This is a genomic window from Aquimarina amphilecti, from assembly GCF_900109375.1.
GTDB classification, from domain to species: Bacteria; Bacteroidota; Bacteroidia; order Flavobacteriales; family Flavobacteriaceae; genus Aquimarina; species Aquimarina amphilecti.
In genome coordinates this window covers 93758-119463 of the sequence record NZ_FOAB01000002.1, presented here as the reverse complement: position 1 = coordinate 119463, position 25706 = coordinate 93758, and the positions used below count along the sequence as shown (strand labels likewise).

24 protein-coding genes are annotated in these 25706 nt (G+C 31.6%); 19 read left to right on the top strand and 5 right to left on the bottom strand.

From position 1 onward, the window contains the following. Positions 1 to 891 (bottom strand): AraC family transcriptional regulator, encoded by an 891-nt coding sequence (locus tag BMY33_RS04920; RefSeq protein ID WP_091406297.1) that lies wholly within the window; start codon positions 889 to 891, stop codon positions 1 to 3. Positions 892 to 1090: 199 nt separating this feature from the next. On the opposite strand from BMY33_RS04920, the gene hemA reads away from it, so the two are divergent. From hemA to BMY33_RS04875, 9 genes are all read left to right on the top strand, one after another. Then, positions 1091 to 2341, top strand: a complete 1251-nt coding sequence (gene hemA / locus BMY33_RS04915) for a glutamyl-tRNA reductase (protein WP_091406296.1) — start codon at positions 1091 to 1093, stop codon at positions 2339 to 2341. Next, positions 2341 to 3255: a hydroxymethylbilane synthase gene (hemC, locus tag BMY33_RS04910; RefSeq protein WP_091406294.1), complete on the top strand. Its 915-nt coding sequence runs from the start codon at positions 2341 to 2343 to the stop codon at positions 3253 to 3255. Before hemA ends, hemC begins: the two co-directional genes overlap by 1 nt. Next, a complete protein-coding gene (locus BMY33_RS04905) occupies positions 3256 to 3918 on the top strand; it encodes a uroporphyrinogen-III synthase (protein ID WP_091406292.1) in 663 nt (220 codons plus the stop codon). After that, positions 3915 to 4952 (top strand): uroporphyrinogen decarboxylase, encoded by a 1038-nt coding sequence (gene hemE / locus BMY33_RS04900; RefSeq protein WP_091406290.1) that lies wholly within the window; start codon positions 3915 to 3917, stop codon positions 4950 to 4952. The genes BMY33_RS04905 and hemE overlap by 4 nt, the downstream gene beginning before the upstream one ends. After that, positions 4942 to 5430 (top strand): DUF6973 domain-containing protein, encoded by a 489-nt coding sequence (locus BMY33_RS04895; protein ID WP_091406288.1) that lies wholly within the window; start codon positions 4942 to 4944, stop codon positions 5428 to 5430. Before hemE ends, BMY33_RS04895 begins: the two co-directional genes overlap by 11 nt. An 81-nt stretch (positions 5431 to 5511) precedes the next feature. Beyond that, positions 5512 to 6303 carry an EI24 domain-containing protein gene (locus tag BMY33_RS04890; RefSeq protein WP_091406286.1) on the top strand — a complete coding sequence of 264 codons (792 nt, stop codon included), beginning with the start codon at positions 5512 to 5514 and terminating at the stop codon, positions 6301 to 6303. A gap of 3 nt (positions 6304 to 6306) precedes the next feature. Further along, positions 6307 to 7209: an oxygen-dependent coproporphyrinogen oxidase gene (gene hemF, locus BMY33_RS04885; RefSeq protein ID WP_091406284.1), complete on the top strand. Its 903-nt coding sequence runs from the start codon at positions 6307 to 6309 to the stop codon at positions 7207 to 7209. Positions 7210 to 7370: 161 nt separating this feature from the next. Then, a complete protein-coding gene (locus tag BMY33_RS04880) occupies positions 7371 to 7982 on the top strand; it encodes a hypothetical protein (protein WP_091406283.1) in 612 nt (203 codons plus the stop codon). A 125-nt stretch (positions 7983 to 8107) separates the two neighbouring features. Further along, complete coding sequence (locus tag BMY33_RS04875) at positions 8108 to 8506, top strand: hypothetical protein (RefSeq protein ID WP_091406281.1); 399 nt, start codon at positions 8108 to 8110, stop codon at positions 8504 to 8506. Between the two features lie 4 nt (positions 8507 to 8510). On the opposite strand, the gene BMY33_RS04870 is transcribed toward BMY33_RS04875, so the two are convergent. The 4 genes from BMY33_RS04870 to BMY33_RS04855 all read right to left on the bottom strand — a co-directional run bounded on the left by BMY33_RS04870 (position 8511) and on the right by BMY33_RS04855 (position 16478). Beyond that, positions 8511 to 10013 (bottom strand): carboxypeptidase-like regulatory domain-containing protein, encoded by a 1503-nt coding sequence (locus tag BMY33_RS04870; RefSeq protein ID WP_244542980.1) that lies wholly within the window; start codon positions 10011 to 10013, stop codon positions 8511 to 8513. Between the two features lie 234 nt (positions 10014 to 10247). Beyond that, on the bottom strand, positions 10248 to 11756 hold the full coding sequence (locus BMY33_RS04865; RefSeq protein WP_091406278.1) for a carboxypeptidase-like regulatory domain-containing protein: 1509 nt from the start codon (positions 11754 to 11756) through the stop codon (positions 10248 to 10250). A 238-nt stretch (positions 11757 to 11994) separates the two neighbouring features. Further along, a complete protein-coding gene (locus BMY33_RS04860; RefSeq protein WP_091406277.1) occupies positions 11995 to 15594 on the bottom strand; it encodes an ABC transporter permease/M1 family aminopeptidase in 3600 nt (1199 codons plus the stop codon). A gap of 2 nt (positions 15595 to 15596) precedes the next feature. After that, positions 15597 to 16478: an ABC transporter ATP-binding protein gene (locus tag BMY33_RS04855; protein ID WP_091406275.1), complete on the bottom strand. Its 882-nt coding sequence runs from the start codon at positions 16476 to 16478 to the stop codon at positions 15597 to 15599. A gap of 155 nt (positions 16479 to 16633) precedes the next feature. On the opposite strand from BMY33_RS04855, the gene hemB reads away from it, so the two are divergent. The 10 genes from hemB (at position 16634) to BMY33_RS04805 (ending at position 25646) form a co-directional block, all read left to right on the top strand. Then, positions 16634 to 17608, top strand: coding sequence for a porphobilinogen synthase (hemB, locus tag BMY33_RS04850; protein WP_091406273.1), 975 nt, complete (start codon positions 16634 to 16636; stop codon positions 17606 to 17608). Between the two features lie 18 nt (positions 17609 to 17626). Continuing rightward, complete coding sequence (locus tag BMY33_RS04845; RefSeq protein ID WP_091406271.1) at positions 17627 to 18007, top strand: tellurite resistance TerB family protein; 381 nt, start codon at positions 17627 to 17629, stop codon at positions 18005 to 18007. A 10-nt stretch (positions 18008 to 18017) separates the two neighbouring features. Further along, complete coding sequence (locus tag BMY33_RS04840) at positions 18018 to 18413, top strand: c-type cytochrome (protein WP_091406270.1); 396 nt, start codon at positions 18018 to 18020, stop codon at positions 18411 to 18413. Then, complete coding sequence (locus tag BMY33_RS04835; protein ID WP_091406268.1) at positions 18413 to 18928, top strand: DinB family protein; 516 nt, start codon at positions 18413 to 18415, stop codon at positions 18926 to 18928. The genes BMY33_RS04840 and BMY33_RS04835 overlap by 1 nt, the downstream gene beginning before the upstream one ends. 74 nt (positions 18929 to 19002) lie before the next feature. Continuing rightward, complete coding sequence (locus BMY33_RS04830) at positions 19003 to 20121, top strand: CNNM domain-containing protein (protein ID WP_091406266.1); 1119 nt, start codon at positions 19003 to 19005, stop codon at positions 20119 to 20121. After that, positions 20121 to 20597 (top strand): methylated-DNA--[protein]-cysteine S-methyltransferase, encoded by a 477-nt coding sequence (locus BMY33_RS04825; protein ID WP_091407184.1) that lies wholly within the window; start codon positions 20121 to 20123, stop codon positions 20595 to 20597. The genes BMY33_RS04830 and BMY33_RS04825 overlap by 1 nt, the downstream gene beginning before the upstream one ends. A 44-nt stretch (positions 20598 to 20641) precedes the next feature. Continuing rightward, positions 20642 to 22564, top strand: coding sequence for a histidine kinase (locus BMY33_RS04820; protein WP_170837006.1), 1923 nt, complete (start codon positions 20642 to 20644; stop codon positions 22562 to 22564). Next, positions 22564 to 23322, top strand: coding sequence for a LytR/AlgR family response regulator transcription factor (locus BMY33_RS04815; protein ID WP_091406262.1), 759 nt, complete (start codon positions 22564 to 22566; stop codon positions 23320 to 23322). The genes BMY33_RS04820 and BMY33_RS04815 overlap by 1 nt, the downstream gene beginning before the upstream one ends. Positions 23323 to 23788: 466 nt before the next feature. Further along, positions 23789 to 24943 (top strand): serine hydrolase domain-containing protein, encoded by a 1155-nt coding sequence (locus BMY33_RS04810; protein WP_091406260.1) that lies wholly within the window; start codon positions 23789 to 23791, stop codon positions 24941 to 24943. Continuing rightward, on the top strand, positions 24933 to 25646 hold the full coding sequence (locus BMY33_RS04805; RefSeq protein ID WP_091406259.1) for a 3'-5' exonuclease: 714 nt from the start codon (positions 24933 to 24935) through the stop codon (positions 25644 to 25646). Before BMY33_RS04810 ends, BMY33_RS04805 begins: the two co-directional genes overlap by 11 nt. Positions 25647 to 25706 lie beyond the last annotated feature (60 nt).

Here is a 25706-nt window from a genome sequence, read left to right as displayed (position 1 = left end):
TTAGCTAAGATTCATAACGTATTTTTTAGGTGTAGTTCCAAATTTCTTTTTAAAAGCAGCTATAAAATGGCTTGCAGTACTATACCCTACTTTTAATCCTACTTCGTTCACATTGTGACCTCCAGAGGCTAATAGTTGTCGAGCAACTTCCATTTTGTAATCAAATAAAAAAGCATATACAGGTTCTCCATAGATCTGTTTAAAACCATCTTTGAGTTTACTTAGTGGTAAACCTATTTCTTTTGATAATTCTTGAAGAGTAGGAGGTTCCGCCATTCTGGAAATAATGATTTCTTTCGCTTGCTTAATTTTAAGAACATTTTCTTCATCGACTAGAAAAGGACATTGGTCTATATCAGCATCTTCCGGTTTATTAAAGTATAAACTTAACAATTCATAGGATTTACCTTTAAAGTATAATAATTTAATAGAGTTGTGTAAATTATAATTCAATATTTGGTTTAACACCACCATCATAGAAGGAGAAATATCTGCATCAGTATAATATTTTTTATCTCGATTTCCTTCTCCTAGAAAAGGAATGTAATCTGCTTCTTTTGAAAACAATGAATGAAATTTTTTGATAGAAATTAAAAGAGATACCAGACAAGAATCTTTTTCCATTTCTAGATTCATTGGAAGGTCTCGCTGAGGATTATAAAGTAGAAGGGATTTTTTTTCTGGTAGGGGTATTGCGTAACTTCCGTTGTTAAAATTAAACTTCATACTACCTTTTACACAGAAATGAAACTGGATGTAGCTACTATTGATATCTCGTATAATTCGTTGATTATCATTTGTTTCATTTTGAAACTTTAGAATATAGAAACCGTCTTCTATAATGGTTTCTTCAAGAATTCCTGGAGCGTTATTTTTTAGTTGTATTTCCATGTTTACAAAAATATTTATTTAGAATAAATCTAAACAATTCTATTAACAATCTTTGGTACTTCTACAAAAATAGGTGTTTTTACCTGATTTTGTGTTTTTGAAGGTGTAAACAACGCTTTTCGATACTTAAAAAACTTCTAGCGTTATTTTTTAAACCAGATGTAGGATATTTTTGCTACGGAAAAATTGAGACAACCCAATGGAACCTCACCTACGTACGAAAGGAGCTAATTTTTATACAATTGGTCTCAGCTATAAAAAAGCTGATGCTGAGATACGTGGTCATTTTAGTATAAATGAGGAAGCAAAGACATCAATTCTAAATCAGGCGAAGGAAGAAGGAGTAGAAGGATTATTAGTAATGTCTACTTGTAATCGTACTGAACTATACGGTTTTGCGCAACACCCGTTTCAATTGATTAAACTTTTATGTGAGCATACGCACGGGACTGTGGAGGAATTCGAGAAAGTTGCATATGTTCATAAAAACAGCAAGGCAGTTTCGCATTTATTTAGAGTAGGAACTGGGTTGGATAGTCAGATTTTGGGTGATTTCGAAATTATAGGACAAATAAAAGCCGGTTTTCGAGCTTCTAAGAAAATTCAAATGATCAATCCGTTTTTAGAACGATTGACAAATGCGGTTATCCAAGCTAGTAAACGTATCAAAAATGAAACTGAGATTTCTAGCGGTGCAACATCGGTTAGTTTTGCTGCGGTTCAATACATTTTGGCACGTGTTCCTTATGTATCTGATAAAAATATATTGTTATTTGGTACTGGAAAAATAGGAAGGAATACTTGCGAAAATCTAGTAAAGCATACTAAAAATGATCATATTGTTTTAATTAATCGTACTCGAGATAAGGCTGAAAAAGTAGCAGGAAAATTTAACCTGATAGTTAAAGATTATGATAATCTTAAACAAGAAGTTGATCATTCTGATGTATTAATTGTGGCTACTGGGGGTCAAAAACCTACAATTACCAAAGATAGTATTAGTACGGATAAGCCATTACTTATTTTGGATTTGTCTGTTCCAAAAAATGTGGATACCAATGTCACAGAATTACCAAATGTTACTTTAGTCCATATGGACCATTTGTCTAAAATTACAGATGATACATTGCAACGAAGAAGAGTCCATATTCCTAAAGCAGAAGGTATTATTGATGAAGTTAAGTCGGAATTTGATAGTTGGTTAGAGACTAGAAAATTTGCTCCAACAATAAAGGCATTAAAAAATAAATTAGCTTCTTTTAAGGATGCAGAAATTAATTTGCAACGTAAAAAGATATCTGATTTTAATGAAGAACAAGCTACGATTATTAGTGATCGTATTATTCAAAAAATTACAAATCACTTCGCTAGCCATCTTAAAGATGAAAACACCTCTTCTGATGAAAGTATAGAACTGATTCAGAAAGTATTTCAAATACACAATAAGTAGTGCAAAATAAGACAATCCGTATTGGTACAAGAGATAGCGAGTTAGCACTGTGGCAAGCTCATACTGTACAAGACAAGTTAAATAACCTTGGATATTCTACAACTTTAGTGCCTGTAAAATCTACAGGAGATATTGTTTTGGACAAGCCACTGTATGAATTAGGAATAATAGGGATTTTTACTAAGACTCTTGATATTGCTATGATTAACAATGATATTGATATCGCTGTTCACTCCATGAAAGATGTTCCCACTGCATTACCAAAAGGAATTGTAGAAGCAGCTGTTTTGGAAAGAGCCAATGTACAAGATATTTTGATACATAAAGGACTTGATTTTTTACAAACCCAAGGAATTATAGCAACTGGTAGTTTAAGAAGACAAGCTCAGTGGTTACATAAATATCCTGAGCACTCCGTAGTTGATTTAAGAGGTAATGTAAATACTAGAATGCAAAAATTACAAAATAATGATTGGAACGGAGCTATTTTTGCAGCCGCCGGATTAGAAAGAATTAATCTAAAACCGAAGGATTATCTAGATCTTGATTGGATGGTTCCTGCTCCGGCTCAAGGTGCTATGTTGGTTGTGGCAAAAGAAGAAGACACGTATTGTTTAGAAGCGCTTTCTAATCTTGATCATATCGATTCTAATACGTGTGTACGTATTGAAAGAGAATTTTTAAGAGAATTAGAAGGAGGTTGTACTGCTCCTATTGGAGCTCTGGCAAAAATAAAAGAGGATCAAGTTCATTTTACTGGAGTTTTATTTAGCTTGGATGGGAAAGATAAAATCGAAATATCCAAAACCATTGGATTAAAGGATATCAAGAATTTTGGAAAGAGTTGTGCTCAGGAAGTCTTGAGTAAGGGAGGAAAAGAATTAATGAAGAAAATTAAAGCAGATCTAAAATAATTGAATGCTAGCGCCTCCATATTATCCACAAGAAAACTCTCTTTATCTCAAAAAGAATTATTGCTAAATTCAGGTATTGGATACGTAGAATATGACGCTATAGAAATTGAATTGTTGGAAATTGATAATAATCCAAAAATCCGAAACGCAATATTTACTAGCAAAAATGCAGTAAGAGCAGTTCTTACATCAGAATATAGCATAGAAAATTGCTTTTGTGTAGGGGAGAATACTAAAAAACTTTTGGAGGAGAATGGACTAAAAGTGATCGAAATTGCCCAAAATGCTTCGGATTTAGCTGAAATTATAGTAAAAAACTATAAAAATGAACAGTTCTGTTTTTTTTGTGGAAATATGAGGAGAGAAGAATTACCTTTAATATTAAAGAATAATACTATTGAATTAGAGGAGATAATAGTGTACAAAACAAGTATGAAATCTAAGAAGTTCGATCGTATGTTTGATGGGATATTATTTTTTAGTCCATCTGGAGTGCAAAGTTATATGATGAATAATTCAATGGAGGAAAGCGTAGCTTTCTGCATAGGAAATACAACAGCTTCTGAAGCTAGAAAATATACTAAAAATAGTATTGTTGCTAACAAACCAACCGTAGAGAATGTTCTTGTTCAAGCGGTAAAATACTTTTATAAACGGATATGATAAAAAACGATTTATTTCTTAAAGCTTTAAAAGGAGAAACTGTAGATCGACCTCCAGTTTGGATGATGCGTCAAGCAGGAAGATATTTACCAGAATTCATGGCGTTAAAGAAGAAGTATGATTTCTTTACAAGATGTAGAACACCAGAATTGGCATCGGAAATTACGGTACAACCTATCGATATTATTGGGCCTGATGCGGCAATTTTATTTAGTGACATTCTTGTAATTCCACAGGCTATGAATATCGAGGTGGAGATGAAAGATGGTATAGGTCCTTGGTTGCCAAATCCAATTCGATCTCAAGCAGATGTAGATCAGGTGATCGTTCCTAACATTGATGAAGAACTTGGATATGTTATGGATGCGATCTCTTTGACAAAAGAAAAACTCGATAATAGAGTCCCTCTTATTGGCTTTGCAGGATCACCCTGGACTATATTGTGTTATGCGGTGCAAGGACAAGGTTCTAAGAATTTTGATAAAGCAAAAGCTTTTTGTTTTACACAACCAAAAGCTGCACATCAGTTGTTACAAAAGATTACAGATACTACAATTGCATATTTAAAGAAAAAAGTAGCGACTGGAGTAAATGCTGTTCAGGTATTTGATAGTTGGGGAGGAATGCTCTCTCCTGTAGATTATCAAGAGTTTTCTTGGAAATATATTCAGCAGATTGTAGATGCGCTAAAAGATGAAACAGAAGTAATTGTATTTGGTAAAGGTTGTTGGTTCGCATTAAACGAAATGGCAAATTCTGGAGCTGCAGCACTTGGAGTAGATTGGACTTGTTCGGCAAGAAATGCTAGATACCTCACCGGAGGAAATATAACATTACAAGGAAATTTTGATCCGTCTCGATTATTGTCTCCTCCATCAGACATAAAAAAGATGGTAAAACAAATGATTGACGAATTTGGTAAAGATCGATATATAGCAAATTTAGGGCATGGGATTTTGCCTAATATTCCTGTAGAAAATGCCAGAGCTTTTGTAGATGCGGTAAAAGAGTATCAGGTAAAAAATGAAAATTAGAAGCCTGATTAGGAAGTTTAATTTCTGGCAATTATTTAAGATTGCGGGCTTGATGTTTAAAAAGCCACGGTATATATTCCCGACATTGAGAGCTACTAAAAGAACATTAGTTATATGCGATTCTTTATATGGAAAAAGCCATCATAAAAATGGAAAAGCAAATGCATTTAGACATGCAATATGGAATGTGTTGATTTGTCAGAAAGTATTTGATATTTCTAAAGATGAAATTAAGGCTATTACATGGTCGGATAAGGTGACTACATTACATGAGAAATTAGCGCCTAATGAAGATATTCCTAAAGCAATGGATTTACATAACAATCAATTAGGGAGAGAATATTTTAAAGAACTTAAAGATGTTATAGAACCCGAAGTAATTGCTTTTATAGAAGACAAAGTAACGCAAGCCAAATTGGTAATAAAAATTGAAGATACAGTCCGTTTTTCTAATGATTTAGTATATCTCTTAGAGTAATAACATTAGAAAATATACAAGAATTTTGAAACAAAACTGTTAAAACTACTACTTATTAGGAGTTAATCAAATTATCATATTATGATCAAAAATATAATTAGCGGTATCAAAGCGTATTTTGGAGGTTTTGCATTAATATCAAAATTAGGTTTATGGAAATACTTCGCTATTCCCATCCTTATTAGTGTTTTAACGGGAATTCTATTTATGACTTTAGCTTGGTTTTTATCTGATCCTTTAGGAAGTGTGATAGCAAAAGCCTGGGTTTGGGATTGGGGCTCAGAGACATTTGCGGTGATCAGTAAATATTTTAGTATTTTATTAATATTGGCGTTAGGATTGGTATTGTATAAGCATATAGTTATGGCGTTATCCGCTCCTTTTATGAGCCCAGTTTCAGAAAAAGTAGAGGCACATCTTTTAGGAGATAAACACGCTAATCATGAACATAGAAATACTTCGTTTAGACAGCAATTGATGAGAGGTATTCGTATCAATGTTAGAAATTTATTTAGAGAATTACTGTTTATTATTCCATTACTTATTCTGAGTATTATTCCTGTGATAGGAATATTGGCTACTATATTAATCTTTGCGGTACAGGCTTACTATGTTGGTTTTGGTAATATAGATTACACTATGGAACGTCATTTTAAGTATAAGGATAGTATTGAATTTGTTAGAAAGAATAGAGGGATGGCTATTGGTAATGGTATCGTATTTATGTTAATGCTATTTATACCTATAATAGGATTTATAATAACGTTACCAATCTCTGTAGTTGCTGCATCTTCAGAAACAGTTAAAATATTAGATAGAGAGGGTCTTATCAGGGTAGATACTAAACAAAAAGTTTCTAAAATTGAAGCATAAGAGATGAAAGAAAAATTTTATCAATATATACAAGAATTACAAGATACTATTACTGCAGGTATAGAAAACATAGATGGCCATGCTCAATTTAAGGAGGATATTTGGAAACGACCAGAAGGAGGAGGAGGTCGAACACGAGTGATAGAAAATGGGGAAGTTTTTGAAAAAGGAGGAGTTAATATTTCTGGAGTTCATGGGAAATTGCCTAAAGCGATGCAAAGTTATTTTAATGTCGGTGATGTAGATTTTTTTGCTTGTGGACTATCTTTAGTTTTACATCCGAAAAACCCTATGGTACCAACAGTGCACGCTAATTGGCGATATTTCGAAATGTATGATTCTGATGGCCCTATTGTAGATAGTTGGTTTGGTGGTGGTCAAGATCTTACTCCTTATTATTTGTTTGATGAGGATGCGAAACATTTTCATCAAGTATCTAAAATAGCGTGTGATAAACACAATCCTGAATTTTATCCTTTGTATAAGAAAAAATGTGATGAGTATTTTTATAATGCACATAGAAACGAAGGTCGTGGAGTAGGAGGTCTGTTTTTTGATTATTGTAAAAAAACAGAGAAAATGACTATGCAAAATTGGTATAATTTTGTTACTGAAGTAGGCAATAGCTTTTTGGAAGCCTACATTCCTATTGTGGAAAGAAGAAAAGAAATGGACTATTCAGATCTTCAAAAAGATTGGCAAGAAATTCGACGTGGACGATATGTAGAGTTTAATTTGGTACACGATAAGGGTACACTTTTTGGATTAAAAACAAATGGTAGAATTGAAAGTATATTGATGAGTTTACCTCCGCAGGTTCAATGGAAATATGACCATCAACCAGAATCAGGTACCGAAGAATCACGGTTACTAGAAATTTTAAAGAATCCAATAGAGTGGGTGTAATCCTACGAAAAAGAAGTTAAAAACCGGTATTTTTGAAATTTTAGTTCGTTAAAATGCATAAAAATTAGGATAAAGTGTTGATAATAAGGTTTTTTTTATTATATTGCACGCACTTATGGGGCTTAGTAATAAATTTTTAACCAATTAACACCCAGAACCCTATGAAAAAAATTCTACTATTATTAACTGTAATCCTTCTGACCGGATGTCAATATTTCGAGGGAGGTAAGCAGAAAACCAAATTTTCAAGTTTCTCAAAAAACACAATCGAATTTCGTAAGAATACAATAATGCTTACGAAGGGGTATGAAAAAACAAGTCCAGGTCAATTTAAAACTAGACTGGATTCTCTTAAGGATAGCCCTAAATTTAAAAAGATTGCATTAGAGGAATTGAAAAAAATTGAGGACAAAAATGTTGATTTCCAACTTTTTGTTGATGAGAAAAATGTGGAGAATTATGTGTTTATTTATGCTTGCGATTATTTTCAATTAGATGAGCATAGAGCTGCTACAGTGGTAGAGGCTTTAAGTAGACAACTAAAGGACGAAGCACTTAGCCAAGAAGTTCGTTATAAAAGAATCCACGGAAGATTTTTCTTTACTCCAACCTCAAAAATTGTAAAGTTAAAATATCTAAAAGGATATAAACTAGAAAAGAAATATCAAGCGGAATATATTGTCGCTTCTAGATCTGGAGGTATAGGACTACTGATAAGTAATCTTGAAAATGTAGATTTCGAAAATTCTATTAAAAGATTAGCTTCGAAATAACATAATAATTCCAATAATGTTAATTGGTTTTATATAAAACTATAAAGGTATTGATGTTCTGATCAATACCTTTTTTATTGTCTTACAGTAAACTCTTTTGTATTTTAGAATTACAATATAGATTTATGAAAAAAGCTTTATTGATAATATGTTATCTGATTAGTATTGGATGTGCTCGTAATGTAGAACCTAGCGTGGAAAATGTTAATAAGATATTTGCTTCTCAGGATTTTACTTTCGAGTTTAACGAATTCGGTAGTATAAAGAAATCTATTAGCTTTAGAGATGATTATTTAGTGTATAAAAGTGATCAACCAACATTGAGACGAGAGATTACGTATGATGAGGTATTGTTAATCAATGATTTCATTCAAGAAATTGTAGATTCACATCAAAAGGGTCTGGATATAGAATCCTCATCTTATTATGTTCTTAAAAATACTGCTTATAAGACTGTGATTATTTCAGAACAAGAAGACTTTTATTTTGAAGCACTGTTAAAGACATTAAAATTAATAGAATAACATTTTACTCATCTTCTATTGCTTCTTCTATCGCCTTAAATTGCTTGATTGCAGTATTAGGTTCTATAATGTTATATCCTTTCCAGAAATTTGGATCATATTTAGACAAATAAGTAGATTGTACATTCTTATTTTCCTTACTATTCCTATATTCAGTTTCGGTAATACTTTTAGAATCAAAAACAATTATTTCATACTTATTTTTAGCATAACTAATCACATCGAGATTTAGCGAAAGTTGATTTTGCTTGTTCCTTCCTTTAACATATTTGTTTTTTTCAATGATGCTTAATGGCCTATCAACTCCAAATTTGTTTTCAGTAACTTTTTCGATAAACTTTACACCATATTTGCCATCAGAACCTTTCTTGAAAATAGTGGTACCACTATATCCATTTTCTTCAAAACTAACACCTAATAAATTAAAACTGCGTAATCGTTTAACATTTTTATAATCGATTCTTACAATTGCAAAATCTTCGGTATTTACATAGATGGTTCCTTTAAAATCTCCTCTTCGTTTAGGGGTGAATTTGATCACATATACTCCAACATCACCTAAAATGGTATAATCTACTCGTTCAAAAATATATCTACCCGAATTTTTAATCACATTCAATTTAGTATCTGATTGATAAAATGTTTCGTTAAAGAGGTTCTTAAGGTTCATTTTTCTGGATTTGAAGAAGAAATTTTCCTTAGGGTTTTCGATTCCATCTGCTATATCTTTGGCATCCTGATTAGCCTTTAGGATAGAGTCTACCTGTACTTTTTGGCTAAAGAGTCCTGATCTTATCTTTATGTAAGAATTAGGCTTTACATTGTCCTTAAAGATTTTCTCCATCTTCTTAAAGACTCCTTCTATAGATCCGTTGTTGTTTTTGTCGTATAATCTAGCTCCTTTAATTACATTAAGTTTTTGTTTATCTGTATTACCATAAAAGTCACATAATGCTTCAGCATAAAAAACGGAATTTCTAGGAATCACTCTGGATATGCTATCGACAAGTTTTTCATCAATCTCTTCTATGGTAGATTTTTTAAACTCAATATCCATTTTTTTTATATAATTGGTATTGGTTTCTCTAAAAAACAATCTGTTTTTGGAAAGATCTGATCTATAATTATCTTCCATATTATCGTCTACATTATCAATAATATCATCAATGTCCAGATCCTTATTGGAGATAAAAACGCTTTTTAATTCTATTGCTTTTGGTTCAATGTAGATAATACTATCGGTAATATTTTGTACTGCAACTCCTACTGTAGAATATCCCATTGAAGAAATATAGATAGAGTCAATTTTTGATTGAATTTCGTCTAAGGTAATATTAAAACTTCCTTCTTCATTTGTAACTACGCCTTGATTTTCTCCAATCTGAATGGTAGCATAGGGAATTGGCTGATTCGTTTTCTTATCAAATACCTTAGAGCTTATAGTTTGAGCTTTTATCGAGACGGCAATCATCCATATACCAAGGGTTAATAATACAATCTTATTCATTTTCATAGGATCAGTAGATTGGTAAAATTACACGATAATAGTATAGTTTTCATCATATGTATTACATAGTTACGACGAAAAACTATACTATTATGGTAATATATTCTTAAAATAAGACGATATACTTACTGATTTATAACAACAAAAGAGATGAATTACTTAAAATTAATAAGAATCTTTTTATTTATAATAATACTAACTAGAACTCTTAATCGCGATCTAGTCCCAATTGCTCTATGATTCCCCTTCTATTGCAGTGAATTGCTTAATAGCAGTATTTGGTTCAATAATGTTATGTCCTTTCCAAAATTCTGGATCGTATTTGGACAGGTATTGTGGTTTGATACTTTTGTTTTCTTTACTGCTTTGATACTCACCTTCAGTAATTGGTTGAGAATCAAAAATTACTACTTCATATTTGCTGATTTCACCAGCGCCAATATCCAACCCTAGAGATAGTTCATTTTGTTTTCGTCTACCTTTTACGAATTTGTTTTTTTCAATGATTTTAAGAGGTCTGTCAATACCAAAAACATTTCCTCTTGTTTTTTCGATGTATCGAACGCTATATTTTCCATCAGCACCTTTCGTAAAGATTGTTTTTCCTTTATACATTGTATCGTGAAAGCTAATCCCAAGTAAACCGAAGTTCTTTAGGTTTTTTACATTTTCATAATCAACTCTCATAATTGCAAAATCTTGAGTGTTTACATAGATAGTTCCTTTAAAATCAGCACCTCTCTTAGGTTCAAAATTAATAATGTATACACTGCTGTCATCTATAGTAGTATAATCTATTAATTCAAATTTATATCGCCCGGATTTATCAATAAAGTTTAATTTAGAGTCTTCTTGGAAGAACATGCTTGATAAAAGGTCCTTTAGAGATGATTTTCTATAGTTAAGAAAATAGTTTTCTTGATTTTTATTAGGTTTTTCTACCTCACTTTTTACTTCGGCGGCTTCTTCGTTAGCATCAAAAATAGAATCCATTTGTACTTTAGTGCCTAATATCCATCCAGATTTAATTTTTAAATAAGAATTTGGTTTTACATTCTTCTTTAAAATATCTTCTAATTTTTCAGATAATGCTTCCATAGATCCATCATTGCTTTTGTCATATAATTCTGCACCTTTTATTATGTTAAGCTTTTGTTTGTCAAAATTACCGTATAGATCACATAATGCTTCTGTGTAATAAGCCGATTTTCTTGGAATTATAGAAATTACACTATCTATAAACTTCTTGTTAAATTCTTTTATAGTTGATTTCTTGAATTTGATATTCATTCTATTAAGATCACTAAAATCAGACTGTCGGTAAAAAAGTTTTTTATGAGATAAATCTTTACTGTAATTTTGATTTACACTCTCTTTTACATTGTCTATAATCTCATCAATGCTTAGGTTCTTATTGGAAATAAAAACACCACTTAATTCTATGGCTTTGGGTTCAATATAGATGATGCTATCTGTAATAGTGTTTAATGCAATACCAATTTTTTGATATCCCATAGAAGAAATATAAATAGAATCTATTTGTTTTAGTTGCTCATCCAGAGCTATGCTAAATTTTCCTTCTTCATTAGTAATGATTCCTTTATGCTCTGATAGTTGTATGGTAGCATAAGGAATTGGTTCGTTGGTTTTTTTGTCAATTATCGTAGAGCTAATAGTTTGTGCTGATAAAGCTAAGCTTGATAAAAGAATTGTTGATACTACTGTAAGTTTTTTGATATTCATGATTTGATGATTTCGTTTTTTGATGTATGTATTTATATAGACGCAAATAAATCTATAATGGTTGCCTGATCAATAAATATACCAAGAAGACGGATGGTAGAATAAATTGTTACAAAGTGCTAAAAAAAGAAAATCACGATCGAAACTAGTGTTTCATATCGTGATTTTCGGCATTTAACTAACTAAATTTTTGCTAGAAATATCCTAATTATTTTGAAGAATAAGATATTAGAATGTCTTATTCTTCAATTCCTCCTAAGTTATCATTAGAATTTCTATCTATTAATTTGTTGTACGGGTCAATTCCTGCCTTTTCAGGTTTTTTATCCGTTATAATGGTAAATGTATTCTCACCTGGTTGTAACCATTTTCGCTCTAGATAATAAGGATTTTTAAGAGGCACTTCTTGATCGTCTACAATGTCTTCACCAAATAGTCCAATTTCTATATAATTTGTTTTATCGTCCGTGCGTTCTTCTTTCCCTTCATCATCATAATAGATTTTTTTAGAATCTACAGTAAATGTAGTTTCGTATGTGCCATTATCTAATTTCTTGGTTTTGGCCTTTCTGATTCTATTTTCATAAAGAACAATCTCCTTAAAACCATCTTCTACAGCATACTTAAGAGAATCTGGGGTTACACGATAAATTGCATCATATAAATTTTCTGAAGTAGGATAGACTCCCTTTTCGAAATTTTTGTACTCATCTAAGAATCCTTTTAAAGCAGTATTGATTTTTTCTTCGCCAATAATATCTTGTAATTCGTACATAATCATAGATCCTTTTCGATACCATATGTAACCACCTGTTTCTACATTTATTAAAGAACGTTCGGGTTTAAAACTAAAGGCACGACCTCGTAAATAGGTGTCCAAGGAATATTTAAGGAAATTTTTGATACCATTTTCTCCATACTGTTTTTTCATAGTCATTAACGAGGAGTATTCGGCTAGAGTTTCAGAAATAATATTGGCTCCAGATGTTTTACTAGGAGTTACGATATGCCCCCACCATTGATGTGCTACTTCGTGAGCGGTTACACGAAAAGCATAGTTAAAATCTTCTGCTTTATCAAAATCTGCAGCAAACCCAAAATCTTCTGAGTAAGGAATCGTGGTAACAAATGATTGTGCAAATGTTGAGTGCGCAGGAAATTCTACTACTCTTATTACGGAATTGGGATATTCATAGAAATTCTTAGAACAATATTCTAAAGCGACTTTTACTCCATTGATAAAATGTTCTAAATTCCTTTTATGTTTAGGAGAATGGTAGATTTCTATATCCACTTTTTTGCCACTAGGAGCTGTCCAACTGGATCGTTCTATATCATATCTGGCAGAGACAACATTAAAGAATAAATCAGTCTGAGACTCTAAGTCATAATGAAAATATGATCTGTCATTTTCCTTCCATTCTTTTACTAATTTACCAGGTGCAATAGCAATCTGATCTGATGAGGTACTGACCACAGCTTCAAAATTAATATAGTTTGCATCCTCATTGAATAAATTTTTCTTTAATGCAGTAGAATCTGTTCTCGGAGGAAATAAATAATCTAATTTCTCTAATCCGTACTTCTTTCTAATTCCATTGTCACTTAGACTTCGGTCATAATGGAAACTTGGAAAAATAGAACTGTTTAAAAATGTACCATTGTTTAAAACTTGTGTTTCCATACTATTCGCAAATCCTTTTGTCTCCGAAGACATAGAAATTGATAATGATGCAGTACCTTCTGGTTGTAGTGTTTGCGGCAGCTTATAGAAATACATTCTATTAACAGTGTCAGAAACAACAGCTTTTAGTGTAACGCCATTATAAGTAATCTCTCCTAACTTTGCGTGTTCCGAAGGATATTGAACATTTAATAATAAAGTGTCAATAGGATTATTATAATTATTAATAATTTTAAATTCCCCTTTAGCTTTTAATCCTCTTGTTTCGGGAAACACATCAATATAAGCTTTGAGATCAGTAACCTGTGGATGTGCTTGATTGATTAATCTAGCGTATTTCTTTTCGGCATTTGCTGCTATTTCATTAAAGAAATCACCATCTTCAATAGTGTTTAACACTTTTAAGTTGTAATAACTGTAACCAGCTACTGATATAAAGGCAATAATAACCATCATTAGTGCTCCAACCATCTTAAAGTTTAATCTTCTTTTAGCAAGAGTTAACCTTTCCTTGGCAGAAGAAAAGAATCCGCGATTCCATAATAGGGTTCCAATTACTAATAATATTGCCATCATCAAAGCCCAATATAAACTTAGCATAAAGTTACCAAACATATAATGTCCAAAACCATTAAGGTCACTTAGGAAAATAGGAGTACTACCTGTAAAAATCAAAAGAGGATTACTACTTTTAAAACCTAGTGTAACTAGTAATGGGAGCCCAATATATATTAGTATAATTATAAAATGCCCTAAAAACTTATTGTTAAGTAATACGTGAATGAAGAAGCACAAGAAAATTGTCGTTATAAAACTGGGTATTATTAATGCGAAATTATAAATCACTGACATGCCTAATTCGTATCCAAAATATCCATTGAATGTTTGAAATAATATACCAATTATAATATTTACGAATGCTAAAATAATAGCTACTCCAATTAAAGATATTACTTTAGAAAAATAGAGACTTGTGTTGTTAATTGGTAAAGCATCATAAAAAACAAAAGTTTTGTTTTTACGAGTTCTATGGACCGCTTCCCCAGAATAAATGATTAGAATAACAATTGATAATAGAGAAATACCTCCAGATATATAAGTCGTTACGAATCGTGTAAGTGGTAAATTTGGAGTTCCGTAGATCTCATTAGCATTGAAAATAGTAATCAAGGATAAAATAACTCCAATAATAATTAACACTATAAAAACAGGATCCTTTACGATTGATAGAAATTCAATTTTACTAAGAGAGAATAGATTAGCTCTTTCTGTTTTTTTATTGAAAATTTGATTAATCGGATTTATTATAGAAGGTATGAATTTGTCATTTTTAACTTTTCCTTCCTTTTTTCCTGAAACCAAAAACTTTTTGTAGTCAAATTTGAATAAAGTTATCAGAAATAACACAAATCCTAAAACTAGCCATATCATTCTATTTAGTAGAAATTTACCATAAATAGGTAATTGATTGGTGTTTAGTTCATTTATAGACCAGTATTTTTTCACAAAAGAAAAAGCTCGACCACCAAATGGATCAAGATATATTGTCAACCATTGATTATCCAGACTGGACAGAAAATTTCCTGAAATACTATATAATAAAAACAGAAATATTCCTCCTAAATATATAATAGGCATTTTTTTGAAAAAGGCCATTAAGCAAAAGAAGAGGGAACCAATCAGAAACGCATTAATTTCTAAAATAAATAGAAACGGCAGAAGGTAAGACGACATATTAAAAACATCATACTCTCCATAATCAGGTCTTTCTGCAAAAAGTCCCATAGTAAATCCTATTATGGTACCAAGAACAATAAAGATATTTAGTAACGAAACAATAGTAAAACTTCCAAAAAATCTTCCTAAAACATAAGATTTTTGAGTAATTGGAAAAGTGAAATACGTTTGTGCTGTTTTATGATCTTGATCTCTAAATATAGGGACACCCATAATAGCCGCATAAAAGAAAATAGAAATAACAGAAATAGGGCCTATAATTTCAGCAATATTATTAGGACTATTTACAAACTGAGCATTAGAGGATTCTTGGAAATAAGCCCATAGACCGGCCATCAAAAGGCCTAATCCAGCATAAATCCAGGTAGCAGGTCGGCGAAACCGATATTGTAGTTCGAATAAGAATATTTCTTTCATAATTATGCCTCCTGTTCTTGATTTTGGTTGATACTATAGAAATAGAATTCTTCTAAACCATTATTCATTTTTTCGAAACCTTCTTCAGGAGTGTTTTCGCTATATATGTTAACAAAAAACTGACCTCCCCGAAGATAATTGGAGAGTACAGTATATTCATTTTGATACTGTTCTAATTGTGATTTTTCTATTTGCTTCTTAAATATTTTGCCATCTAAAGTGGCAGAAAGTTCTTGTGGGTTTCCTTGTGCTAATATGGTTCCTTCATTAAATACTGCCATATGCTCACATAGATTTGTAACATCATCAACAATATGCGTAGATAGTATGACAACTGCATTTTCTCCCAATTCGCTCAGTAGATTATGGAAACGATTACGTTCTAATGGATCTAAACCAGCAGTAGGCTCATCAACAATAATTAATTTTGGATTCCCTAATAATGCTTGTGCGATTCCAAAACGTTGTCGCATCCCTCCAGAGTAGTCACCAAGATTACGATCTCTAAATTTATATAAGTTTACTTTGTTTAATAAATCAGCAACATATCCTTTTCGTTCTGTGCTATTGGTAATTCCTTTTACTTTAGCAATGTGATTAAGCATCATCTCTGCAGAAACCTTAGGATAAACTCCAAAGTCTTGTGGTAAATATCCTAATACTTTTCGTAACTCTTCTGGTTGTTTAAAAACGTCAATGCCATCAAAATCAATAGATCCAGTATCAGCCAACTGCAGTGTAGCAATCGTTCTCATTAATGTAGATTTTCCAGCACCGTTAGGACCTAATAAACCAAACATCCCTTTTTCTAATGTTAGATTAACATTATTTAGAGCCTTGGTTCCATTGGGATATGTTTTGTTTAAATTTTTTATTGTGAGCATACGAAATATGTTTTAGCAATTTTTATCTATTAAATAGTTAGTAGGTGTTGTTAAGAGTTTGTTACACAATTGGTTTAATTTTGTGAAAATGATCGAGTAGAAATTACGTTATAAGTTGGTATATTTACAATTCTTACAAATTACTATCAAAATTAATGCATCAATTACGTAGAAATAGAAGATTACGAACCACAGAATCTATTAGATCTTTGGTTAGAGAACATTTAATAACTCCTAATGATTTTTTAGTTCCACTTTTTGTGGTAGAAGGCAATAATGTAAAGCAGGAAATAGCTTCTATGCCCGGATATTATAGGTACAGTCTTGATTTATTAAAGGATGAAGTCAAGGAATTATGGGCTATGGGATTGAAAGCGGTATTGCTTTTTGTTAAAGTTCCTGATAATCTTAAAGATAATAAAGGTACTGAAGCGTTGAATCCGGATGGATTAATGCAACGAGCAATTAAAATCATAAAAGATGTGGCTCCTGAGATGTTAGTAATGACGGATGTAGCGCTTGATCCATATTCTTCGTACGGACATGATGGTATTGTAGAAGAAGGATACATAGTAAATGACCCAACTTGTGAGGTGTTAGCTAAAATGTCGTTGTCTCATGCGCAAGCGGGAGCAGATTTTGTGGCACCAAGTGATATGATGGATGGTAGGATTTTGGCAATAAGAGAATTGCTAGAAACTGAGAATTATAAGAACACAGGCATTATGAGTTATAGTGCAAAATATGCATCAGCGTTTTACGGACCTTTTAGAGACGCATTAGATTCTGCGCCTGGTTTTGGAGATAAAAAAACATATCAAATGGATTTCTCTAATAGAGATGAAGCTATTAAAGAGACCCTAGCGGATATTGATGAAGGAGCTGATATTGTGATGGTAAAACCTGGATTGGCGTATTTGGATATTTTAAGAGATGTTAGTGATGCTGTAGATGTGCCTGTAGCAGTATATCAGGTAAGTGGGGAATATGCAATGTTAAAAGCAGCAGCAGAAAAAGGTTGGCTAGATCATAATGCAATTATGATGGAACAATTAATTGCTTTTAAAAGAGCTGGAGCAAATATCATTGCAAGTTATTTTGCAAAAGATGTAGTTAAACTTTTGGGATAAATTTAAATAGAGAAAGGTATGGTAAGCAGGGATCGATTATATCAAACATTTGGAGAATTATTGTATGTAATTGCAACGAGTGATGGTGTGATTGAAAAAGAAGAAGTTCATACGCTGGAAGAAATATTGAAGGCACATCCAAAAGGACAAGAGATTAAATGGTCTTTTGATTATGAAAATGCTAATGATAGTGATATCGAAACACTTTATAAAAGAGTAATTGAGGTATTTTCCGATAATGGTCCTGATGAAGAGTATGACTTTATGATATATGCTTTGACTAAAATTGCAGAAGCAAAGGATGGTATTGGATCCAAAGAAGAAAAAGTAATTAATAGTTTTTCTAAAGACCTATTAGAAAGATTTAAGAAGGATATTGATAATTTATTTAATTCATAAGATCACACATATGAAAAACATTTTTATTGCGTTCTTAAGCATTGCATTTTTAGCAACTAGCTGTCAATCAGAAAAAAAACCTGAAAAAGAAAAAATAGTTATTGGAGGAAAGAAAAAAGAAAAATCTCCAGAGTTTGTATTGGGCGAAAAACTATTTAAAGGAAAAGGTAATTGTTATTCTTGTCATAGATTGGATAAAAAATCTGTTGGTCCGAGTGTTAACGATATCATGAAAATATACAAAGAACAGAATGGTGATATTATAGGTTTTCTTAGACAGAAAAAAGATCCAATTGTAGATCCGGATAACTATGCAGTTATGAAAACAAACTTTGTGCGTTTAGAAAAATTCAGTGATGATGAGTTAAAGGCGATAGAGTTGTATATGAACGAAGTAACCAAGTAATGAAAAATATATATTTACTTCTTTTTCTTATATCATATACAGCAATGTCTCAAGAAATAACACCTAAGTCTGCATTTTTAGAAAAATGGAAAAACTCTGAAGCATATTTATTAGAGATGGCGGAAGTTATGCCAGAAGAAAAATATACGTTTGCACCCACAGAAAGAGAAATGGATTTTAAGAATCAATTATTACACATTTGTGGTAATATGTTGTGGTTAAGCACGACATATTTTTCTGAAGAAGAATTCGATAGGAAGAAACTTGCTGATAATGCTCCGGATTCTAAAAGTGAAATCATTAAATTCTTGAAAAAATCATTTGATGAAGTATATAAGCGGGTGACTGAAACATCAGAGGAATCATTGATCACTAAAGTAGACTTTTTCGCTGGGCCAAAATCTAAACTTCAGATTTTAAACTTATTACAGGATCATGTAACACATCATAGAGGTCAATTAATTGTATATCTCAATCTCAACGAGATAAAACCACCAAAGTATGTGGGTTGGTGATAAGTATTCTGAATTTTTATTTTTACAAATGGATACCAAATCCGTACTTTAGCAAAACCAACTAATTAATTATTATGGCATTATTACTTGTATACGGAGTCGTATCTATTTTCTTTTCTTTTTTATGTTCAATATTAGAAGCAGTGTTATTGAGTATCACTCCCACTTTTATTAATGTTAAGAAAAAAGAAGGAAAAGCATATGCAACAGCATTAGAAAAACTAAAGAAAGATGTTGATCGACCACTGATTGCTATTTTAACATTAAATACAATTGCGCATACAGTAGGTGCTATTTTGGTCGGTGTGCAAGCAAAAGTAGCATATGCCGAAATGTATGGATCCGAAATTCAAAAGATTTTTGGAATAGAAATGACAGAAGACTTGATGGTAGGAGTAGTTTCTTCTATTATGACGATATTTATATTAGTTGCTTCAGAAATTATACCAAAAACTATTGGAGCGACATATTGGAAACAGCTTTCTAATTTCACTTCCAAAGCATTAAACGTATTGATCTGGCCACTTAAATGGACAGGTATTTTATGGTTATTACAGTTAACGACAAAACTGATAGGAGGAAAAGGACATCATGGATCGGTATTGAGTAGAGAAGATTTTACAGCCATGGCAGACATTGCGGAGGAAGAAGGTGTTTTTGAAGAATCGGAGTCTACAGTGATTAGAAATCTCTTAAATTTTAAAACGATTTTCACTAAAGATGTAATGACACCGAGAACCGTTATTAAAACTGCATCAGAAGATACAACAGTAGAAGAGTTTTTTAAAGAGAATCAAAATCTTAGATTTTCTAGAGTACCTGTTTATAAAGATAAAGCGGATAATATAACGGGACAAGTATTAAAAGATGAAATTTTTAAAGAAATGGCCAACCAGAACGGTCATAAACTTCTTGGAGAAATAAAAAGACCAATCATATTTACCAATAGAAATTTACCTATTCCAGATTTACTTAATGATTTGATTCAGACTAAGAATCACATTGCATTAGTGGTAGACGAGTATGGTTCCGTTAGTGGATTAGTAACTATGGAAGATTTGATAGAAACGCTACTTGGTCTAGAGATTGTGGATGAAAGTGATACGGAAACAGATATGCAAATTCTTGCCCGAAAAAATTGGGAAGCAAGAGCAAGACGTTTAGGTATTCTGAATGATAAAAAAGAAGAGTGATTTCTACTGTTTTCATAGAAACTCCTATAGGTATTGCTTCTATTACAGGTGATGAAAATGGTGTTTCTAAGATTTCTATAATAGCAGATAAAGAACAGGTACCTTCCGATAAAATTCCAGACGAACTAAAAAATGTAGTTACTCAACTAGAAGATTATTTCGAAGGGAATCGAACCGATTTCAACATTGATTTAAATCCATCTGGAACAGATTTTCAGAAAAAAGTTTGGAAAGAACTGTCTAAGATTCCTTTTGGAAAAACCGTAAGTTATTTAGATATAGCAAAACGACTGGGTGATCCAAAATGTATTAGAGCTGCTGCAACAGCAAATGGAAAAAATCCACTTTGGGTGGTTGTTCCTTGTCATCGCGTTATAGGTAGTGATGGTTCTCTCACAGGTTATGCAGGTGGATTATGGCGCAAAAAATGGCTATTAGAGCACGAAAACCCTGTTAAGCAACAATCCCTTTTTTAATGACTTTTTTTAGATTTTTTATAATTTGTATTAGCATTCTTTTTTTGGGGTCATCAAGTGTGGTATCTCAAGAAGCACTTGATAAAGAATTAAACAAACCAATAACCTTACAAAAAGAGTCTCTGCATAAATTATTGCGCAGAGGAGATAGTTTGTTTAAGGCTAAAGATATTACAAACGCAAAAAAAGAGTATGATAATGCTTTCAATCTTATTCAGAATAGTTCAAATATTGACAGTGTAAAAACGGTAGTTTATAAAATTGAACGCTTTTTTACGGATTCTACAAGAGAATATCTTAGAGCAATGAATGTTCTTAATTTTTTAAGTGAATATTGTGCTGATCAAGGTGATAAGAAATGTTTGATGTATGTAAAAAACAGATTAGGGTTATTACATAATAGAATAGGGGAATATATAAAAGCCATGGAGTATTATGGAGATGCATTAGATCTGGCTGCTAAGGATAATAATTTTGATTATCAATGGGAGATTTTATTAAATAGAGGTGTATTGTTCTTGGATATAGGTGATCAGGATCAGGCTAAAATTGATTTCAAAAAAGCTTTAACCCATATTGATTCTGAAGATACCAAGAAAAGAAAAGGGGCTACTTACTTAAATCTTTCGGCTTCCTTTAATGATAAACAAGCTGATTCTATATTGTACTATTCTCGATTAGCTTCTGTAGGTTGCGAAAAGAACTCCTTGTCTACAAGACATTGTATTATGGTATATAATAATATTGCTTGGTCATATTATTTAAAAAAAATGCCCAAAGAGGCATTAGAGGTAATACGAACTAACATAGAATGGGATAACGATAATTTGACTTATAAAGATGGAGATGATTTGTATCCAGGATTAATGCATACAATGGGGGCTATACAATATGAGTTGGGTGATTATGATAAAGCACTTGAGTATTTTTTAATTTCTAAAAATAATTTCGAAAAGAAAAATGATATTTCTGATTTAATTACAGTAAAAGAAGATTTGTCAAGGTTGTATGAGACAAGAGGAGATTTAAAGGCAAGTGTTAAAGCTTTGCGTGATATAAGGGTGTTAGAGTCTAGACAGCTTAAGGTTAAGGTGAGTAAGGAGTTAGCAAAAAGCGAAAGTAAAAACTTATTATTAGCAAAGGAAGAGGTTATTTCTGGACTAGAAGAGAAAAACCTAAAAATAGAAAAAGAAGTTAGTAAGACGAAATGGCAAAGTTATTTTTTGGGACTGTTATTAGTGGTTACTGTATCGGTATTGGTGTATAGAGGATATATAAATCGAATTAAATATTATAAAATAAATGAGAAATTGACTCATACGCGGTTAACTTCATTAAGATCTTCAATGAATCCACATTTCCTATTTAATAGCTTTAATACTTTACAGAATTATATTTTAAAAAATGATAATATTAAAGCCAACGAATATATGACAGAGCTTTCTGGATTAATCAGAAATGTACTGAATAGTTCGGATAGTGTATATATTAGTTTTAAAAAAGAGTTAGAGATTATTCGATCATATGTAAATCTGCAAAAAGGAAGGTTTCAGGAGGAATTTGAGGCTAGTTTTGATGTAGATCCTGTTCTTTTAGCTAGCAACCCTAGAATACCTTCAATGATTTTACAGCCTTTTATTGAAAATGCAATAATTCACGGTTTTTCGCATTCCTCTATTAAAGGGCAATTAAATATAACATTGCACAAAGAACAGGACATGGTTATTTGTAAAGTTGTAGATAATGGAATAGGTAGAGAAGCATCGGAGCAGCTCAAGAAGAAAGCTACAGATGTATCCCATTTGTCTATCGCAACAGAAAACACGAATGAAAGATTAGATATTTTGAATAAAATAGTCAAAGGGCAATCAAATATTGTTATTAATGATTTATATGATACCAATCATAAATCACTAGGAACAGAAGTAATTATTACATTGCCGATAGTTAAAGAGATCAAGAAATAATGGATCAAATATTAAAATGTTTTATCATTGATGATGAAAAAAAGGCTAGAGAGAACATTAGTCTTTTACTAAATACATACTGTCCTCAGGTTGAAATCATAGGTGAAGCAGGTGATAAGAAAACTATACTAGAAGGTTTATCTAACCTAAACCCCGATGTAGTTTTTTTAGATGTACAATTAGGATCCATTACAATTTTTGATATTCTGGATGAACTTGAAGAGATTAATTTTAAAATTATTTTTGTGTCAGCTTTTAATCAATATGCTGTAGATGGATATAAATATAATGCATTAGGTTATTTACTAAAACCTATTGATCCCAAGTTGTTAGTAGAAGTAATAAATAAAGCGATTCCTTTACAAGAAAAAGATGAAGATAAAGAGGATCCCATAGCAAGTTTTAATCAACTTTATGCAAAAATCCATGAAGTCCCTAAAATTTCTATAACGGATTCTAAAGGCACACATGTTATAAAAATACCCAGCGTACTCTATTGTATTAGCAATGGTAACTATACTACTTTTATCAGAAAAAATGAGAAAGAAATAGTAATATCTAAGAATCTAAAATATATTGAATCTAAGTTACAACCTTTTGGTTTTTTTAGAATTCACAGATCATATTTAATCAATTTGGATCACGTAAATACCTTGGTTAAAGAACAAGGTGGCTATGTAGTTATGTCCAATGAGAAATCTTTGCCGATAGCAAGAGATTCTAAAAAAGAACTATATCGGAAATTGAATGTAATTTAGGTTTTTTAGAATACTATTTTTTGAGCACGATACAAAGATTGTCTGCTCATACATTAAAATCTGCGTTTTATACATTCAATCATACCAAAAAAATATTCCTGAAAAGAATTGAAACAAATAACTCCTAAATTTGAAATAGCGATTAATAGTCTTTAGTTTACTTGGATTAGCTTTTAGTGAGACTTTATTTTGTAATACATATGCCCTAATTATAGATTTCTGTTTTTAGATGTAGCTTATAAATAAAAGATGTGAAATATTAAACTGATATTTCAAAAAAATAACACAAACTCAACAAGCATTCTTATAAGTTATATATCTACACTATTATAACCTAATCGAATTAAATTATCGTCATAATAATTGTTTATCTTTAATTAAAATGCCCGTTTTAACGGGCATTTTTTTTTGTTCTGAGCAGGGATTTAATTTTTCATACCTTAGAGGATTAAAATTTTTAATGTAGATGAAAATTATCAAAAAACTTTTAAAAGGTCTTCTGGCTATTGTGCTACTTTGTGTGGTTTTGCTATACATTTTTGATTATGATTATATTTTAAAAGGAGTTCGTGTTGTATATATGACAGGGCATACCACAGCATATATAGATGATTACACATATTTTGATAATCACGTAGTAGAAAAAGGAGATAAACCAATTCCATGGAAATTACATGCAAATTACAATACCATGACTCCAACAGAAAGATTAAAGACCACTAATGATGCAATGGGAACAGTAGCATTTATGATTATTAAAAATGAAGAGATATGGTATGAAGATTATGCAGAAGGTTATGGTACGGAGTCTAAGACAAATTCTTTTTCTATGGCAAAAAGTATTACAACGGCCTTGCTAGGAAAAGCAATTATGGATGGTTATATCAAAAATCTGGATCAACCAATTGGAGATTTTTTGCCAAAATTCTCTGAAGGATTAGCTGCTAAAACAACTGTAGGAGATCTTTCATCTATGTCATCTGGGTTAAATTGGACAGAGCATTATACAAGCCCTTTTTCTATAACCGCAAGAGCATATTATGACCCAGAATTAAGAGATGTAATGAATGGGTTGGAAGTAGTGAACGAGCCTGGTAAGGAGTTTGAATATTTAAGTGGGAGTACACAACTACTAGGAATGGTGATAGAAAAAGCAACAGGCAAGACTTTATCACAATATTTAAGCGAAAGTTTTTGGAAACCTATGGGTATGGAACAAGATGCTTTATGGCAAGTTGATAGTGAAGATAGTGGTATGGAGAAAACCTATTGTTGTATTGCTAGTAATGCGAGGGATTTTGCTCGTTTTGGAGTGCTGTTTAAAAATGATGGAGAGTTTAACGGAAAGCAAATACTACCAAAAGAGTTTACTAAAATAGCAACCCAAAAACGTTTTGAAAACGATGATATGTACGGATATGGATTTTGGTTATCCGATCATTTAAGTAAGGATATTTTTGTGATGCGTGGAATTTTAGGACAATATGTAATTACTATTCCTGAGGATAACGTGATTATTGTGCGCCTTGGACATCATAGAGGAGGACCACAAGGATCTTTTAGCGAAGACTTTTTCATTTATATCGAAGAAGCTTATAAAATGTTAGAGAATGCTTCATAAGATTAATTTAGAACATATTCTATTTTTAGATATAGAAACGGTTCCGGAACAAGAGAATTTTGAAGGACTTACTGATGATATGAAGTATCTGTGGGCTGATAAAACTAAATATCAACGTAAAGAAGAATTTTCTCCAGAAGAATTTTATGATCGAGCAGGAATTTGGGCAGAGTTCGGAAAAATTGTATGTATTTCTGTTGGGTATTTTACTTTTAAAGGAGAAACAAGATCTTTTAGAACAACCTCCTTTTACGGAGAAGAGAAACAACTGTTGGTAGATTTCAAAAATTTATTAGAAACACATTTTAATCATCCACATCATTTACTTTGTGCACATAATGGTAAAGAATTTGATTTTCCATATATAGCTAGAAGAATGATTATTCATAATATCAGCTTACCATTTAAGCTAAATCTGTTTGGTAAAAAACCTTGGGAAGTTCCACATCTGGATACCTTGGATCTATGGAAATTTGGGGATTATAAACATTATACTTCATTAAAATTACTTACCAATGTTTTAGGAATTCCTTCTCCTAAAGATGATATCGATGGTAGTCAGGTACGACAGGTTTATTATGAAGAAAACGATATAGACCGAATTGTAATTTATTGTGAAAAAGATACAGTTGCAGTTGCTCAGATTTTATTACGTTTACGACAAGAAGAGTTATTGCATGACGATGAGGTTGTATCAGTATAAAACCCTTCTGTTCTATGTGCAGAAAAGAGAACCTAATTATAGGCTCTCCTAAACCAAGAT

What these genes read in the sequence shown, in the direction of transcription:
- BMY33_RS04920 (WP_091406297.1), bottom strand. Translation starts at nt 891, where the DNA reads ATGGAAATACAACTAAAAAATAACGCTCCAGGAATTCTTGAAGAAACC.
- hemA (WP_091406296.1), top strand. Translation starts at nt 1,091, where the DNA reads ATGGAACCTCACCTACGTACGAAAGGAGCTAATTTTTATACAATTGGT.
- hemE (WP_091406290.1), top strand. Translation starts at nt 3,915, where the DNA reads ATGATAAAAAACGATTTATTTCTTAAAGCTTTAAAAGGAGAAACTGTA.
- BMY33_RS04895 (WP_091406288.1), top strand. Translation starts at nt 4,942, where the DNA reads ATGAAAATTAGAAGCCTGATTAGGAAGTTTAATTTCTGGCAATTATTT.
- BMY33_RS04890 (WP_091406286.1), top strand. Translation starts at nt 5,512, where the DNA reads ATGATCAAAAATATAATTAGCGGTATCAAAGCGTATTTTGGAGGTTTT.
- hemF (WP_091406284.1), top strand. Translation starts at nt 6,307, where the DNA reads ATGAAAGAAAAATTTTATCAATATATACAAGAATTACAAGATACTATT.
- BMY33_RS04880 (WP_091406283.1), top strand. Translation starts at nt 7,371, where the DNA reads ATGAAAAAAATTCTACTATTATTAACTGTAATCCTTCTGACCGGATGT.
- BMY33_RS04875 (WP_091406281.1), top strand. Translation starts at nt 8,108, where the DNA reads ATGAAAAAAGCTTTATTGATAATATGTTATCTGATTAGTATTGGATGT.
- BMY33_RS04870 (WP_244542980.1), bottom strand. Translation starts at nt 10,013, where the DNA reads ATGAATAAGATTGTATTATTAACCCTTGGTATATGGATGATTGCCGTC.
- BMY33_RS04865 (WP_091406278.1), bottom strand. Translation starts at nt 11,756, where the DNA reads ATGAATATCAAAAAACTTACAGTAGTATCAACAATTCTTTTATCAAGC.
- BMY33_RS04860 (WP_091406277.1), bottom strand. Translation starts at nt 15,594, where the DNA reads ATGAAAGAAATATTCTTATTCGAACTACAATATCGGTTTCGCCGACCT.
- BMY33_RS04855 (WP_091406275.1), bottom strand. Translation starts at nt 16,478, where the DNA reads ATGCTCACAATAAAAAATTTAAACAAAACATATCCCAATGGAACCAAG.
- hemB (WP_091406273.1), top strand. Translation starts at nt 16,634, where the DNA reads ATGCATCAATTACGTAGAAATAGAAGATTACGAACCACAGAATCTATT.
- BMY33_RS04845 (WP_091406271.1), top strand. Translation starts at nt 17,627, where the DNA reads ATGGTAAGCAGGGATCGATTATATCAAACATTTGGAGAATTATTGTAT.
- BMY33_RS04840 (WP_091406270.1), top strand. Translation starts at nt 18,018, where the DNA reads ATGAAAAACATTTTTATTGCGTTCTTAAGCATTGCATTTTTAGCAACT.
- BMY33_RS04835 (WP_091406268.1), top strand. Translation starts at nt 18,413, where the DNA reads ATGAAAAATATATATTTACTTCTTTTTCTTATATCATATACAGCAATG.
- BMY33_RS04830 (WP_091406266.1), top strand. Translation starts at nt 19,003, where the DNA reads ATGGCATTATTACTTGTATACGGAGTCGTATCTATTTTCTTTTCTTTT.
- BMY33_RS04815 (WP_091406262.1), top strand. Translation starts at nt 22,564, where the DNA reads ATGGATCAAATATTAAAATGTTTTATCATTGATGATGAAAAAAAGGCT.
- BMY33_RS04810 (WP_091406260.1), top strand. Translation starts at nt 23,789, where the DNA reads ATGAAAATTATCAAAAAACTTTTAAAAGGTCTTCTGGCTATTGTGCTA.
- BMY33_RS04805 (WP_091406259.1), top strand. Translation starts at nt 24,933, where the DNA reads ATGCTTCATAAGATTAATTTAGAACATATTCTATTTTTAGATATAGAA.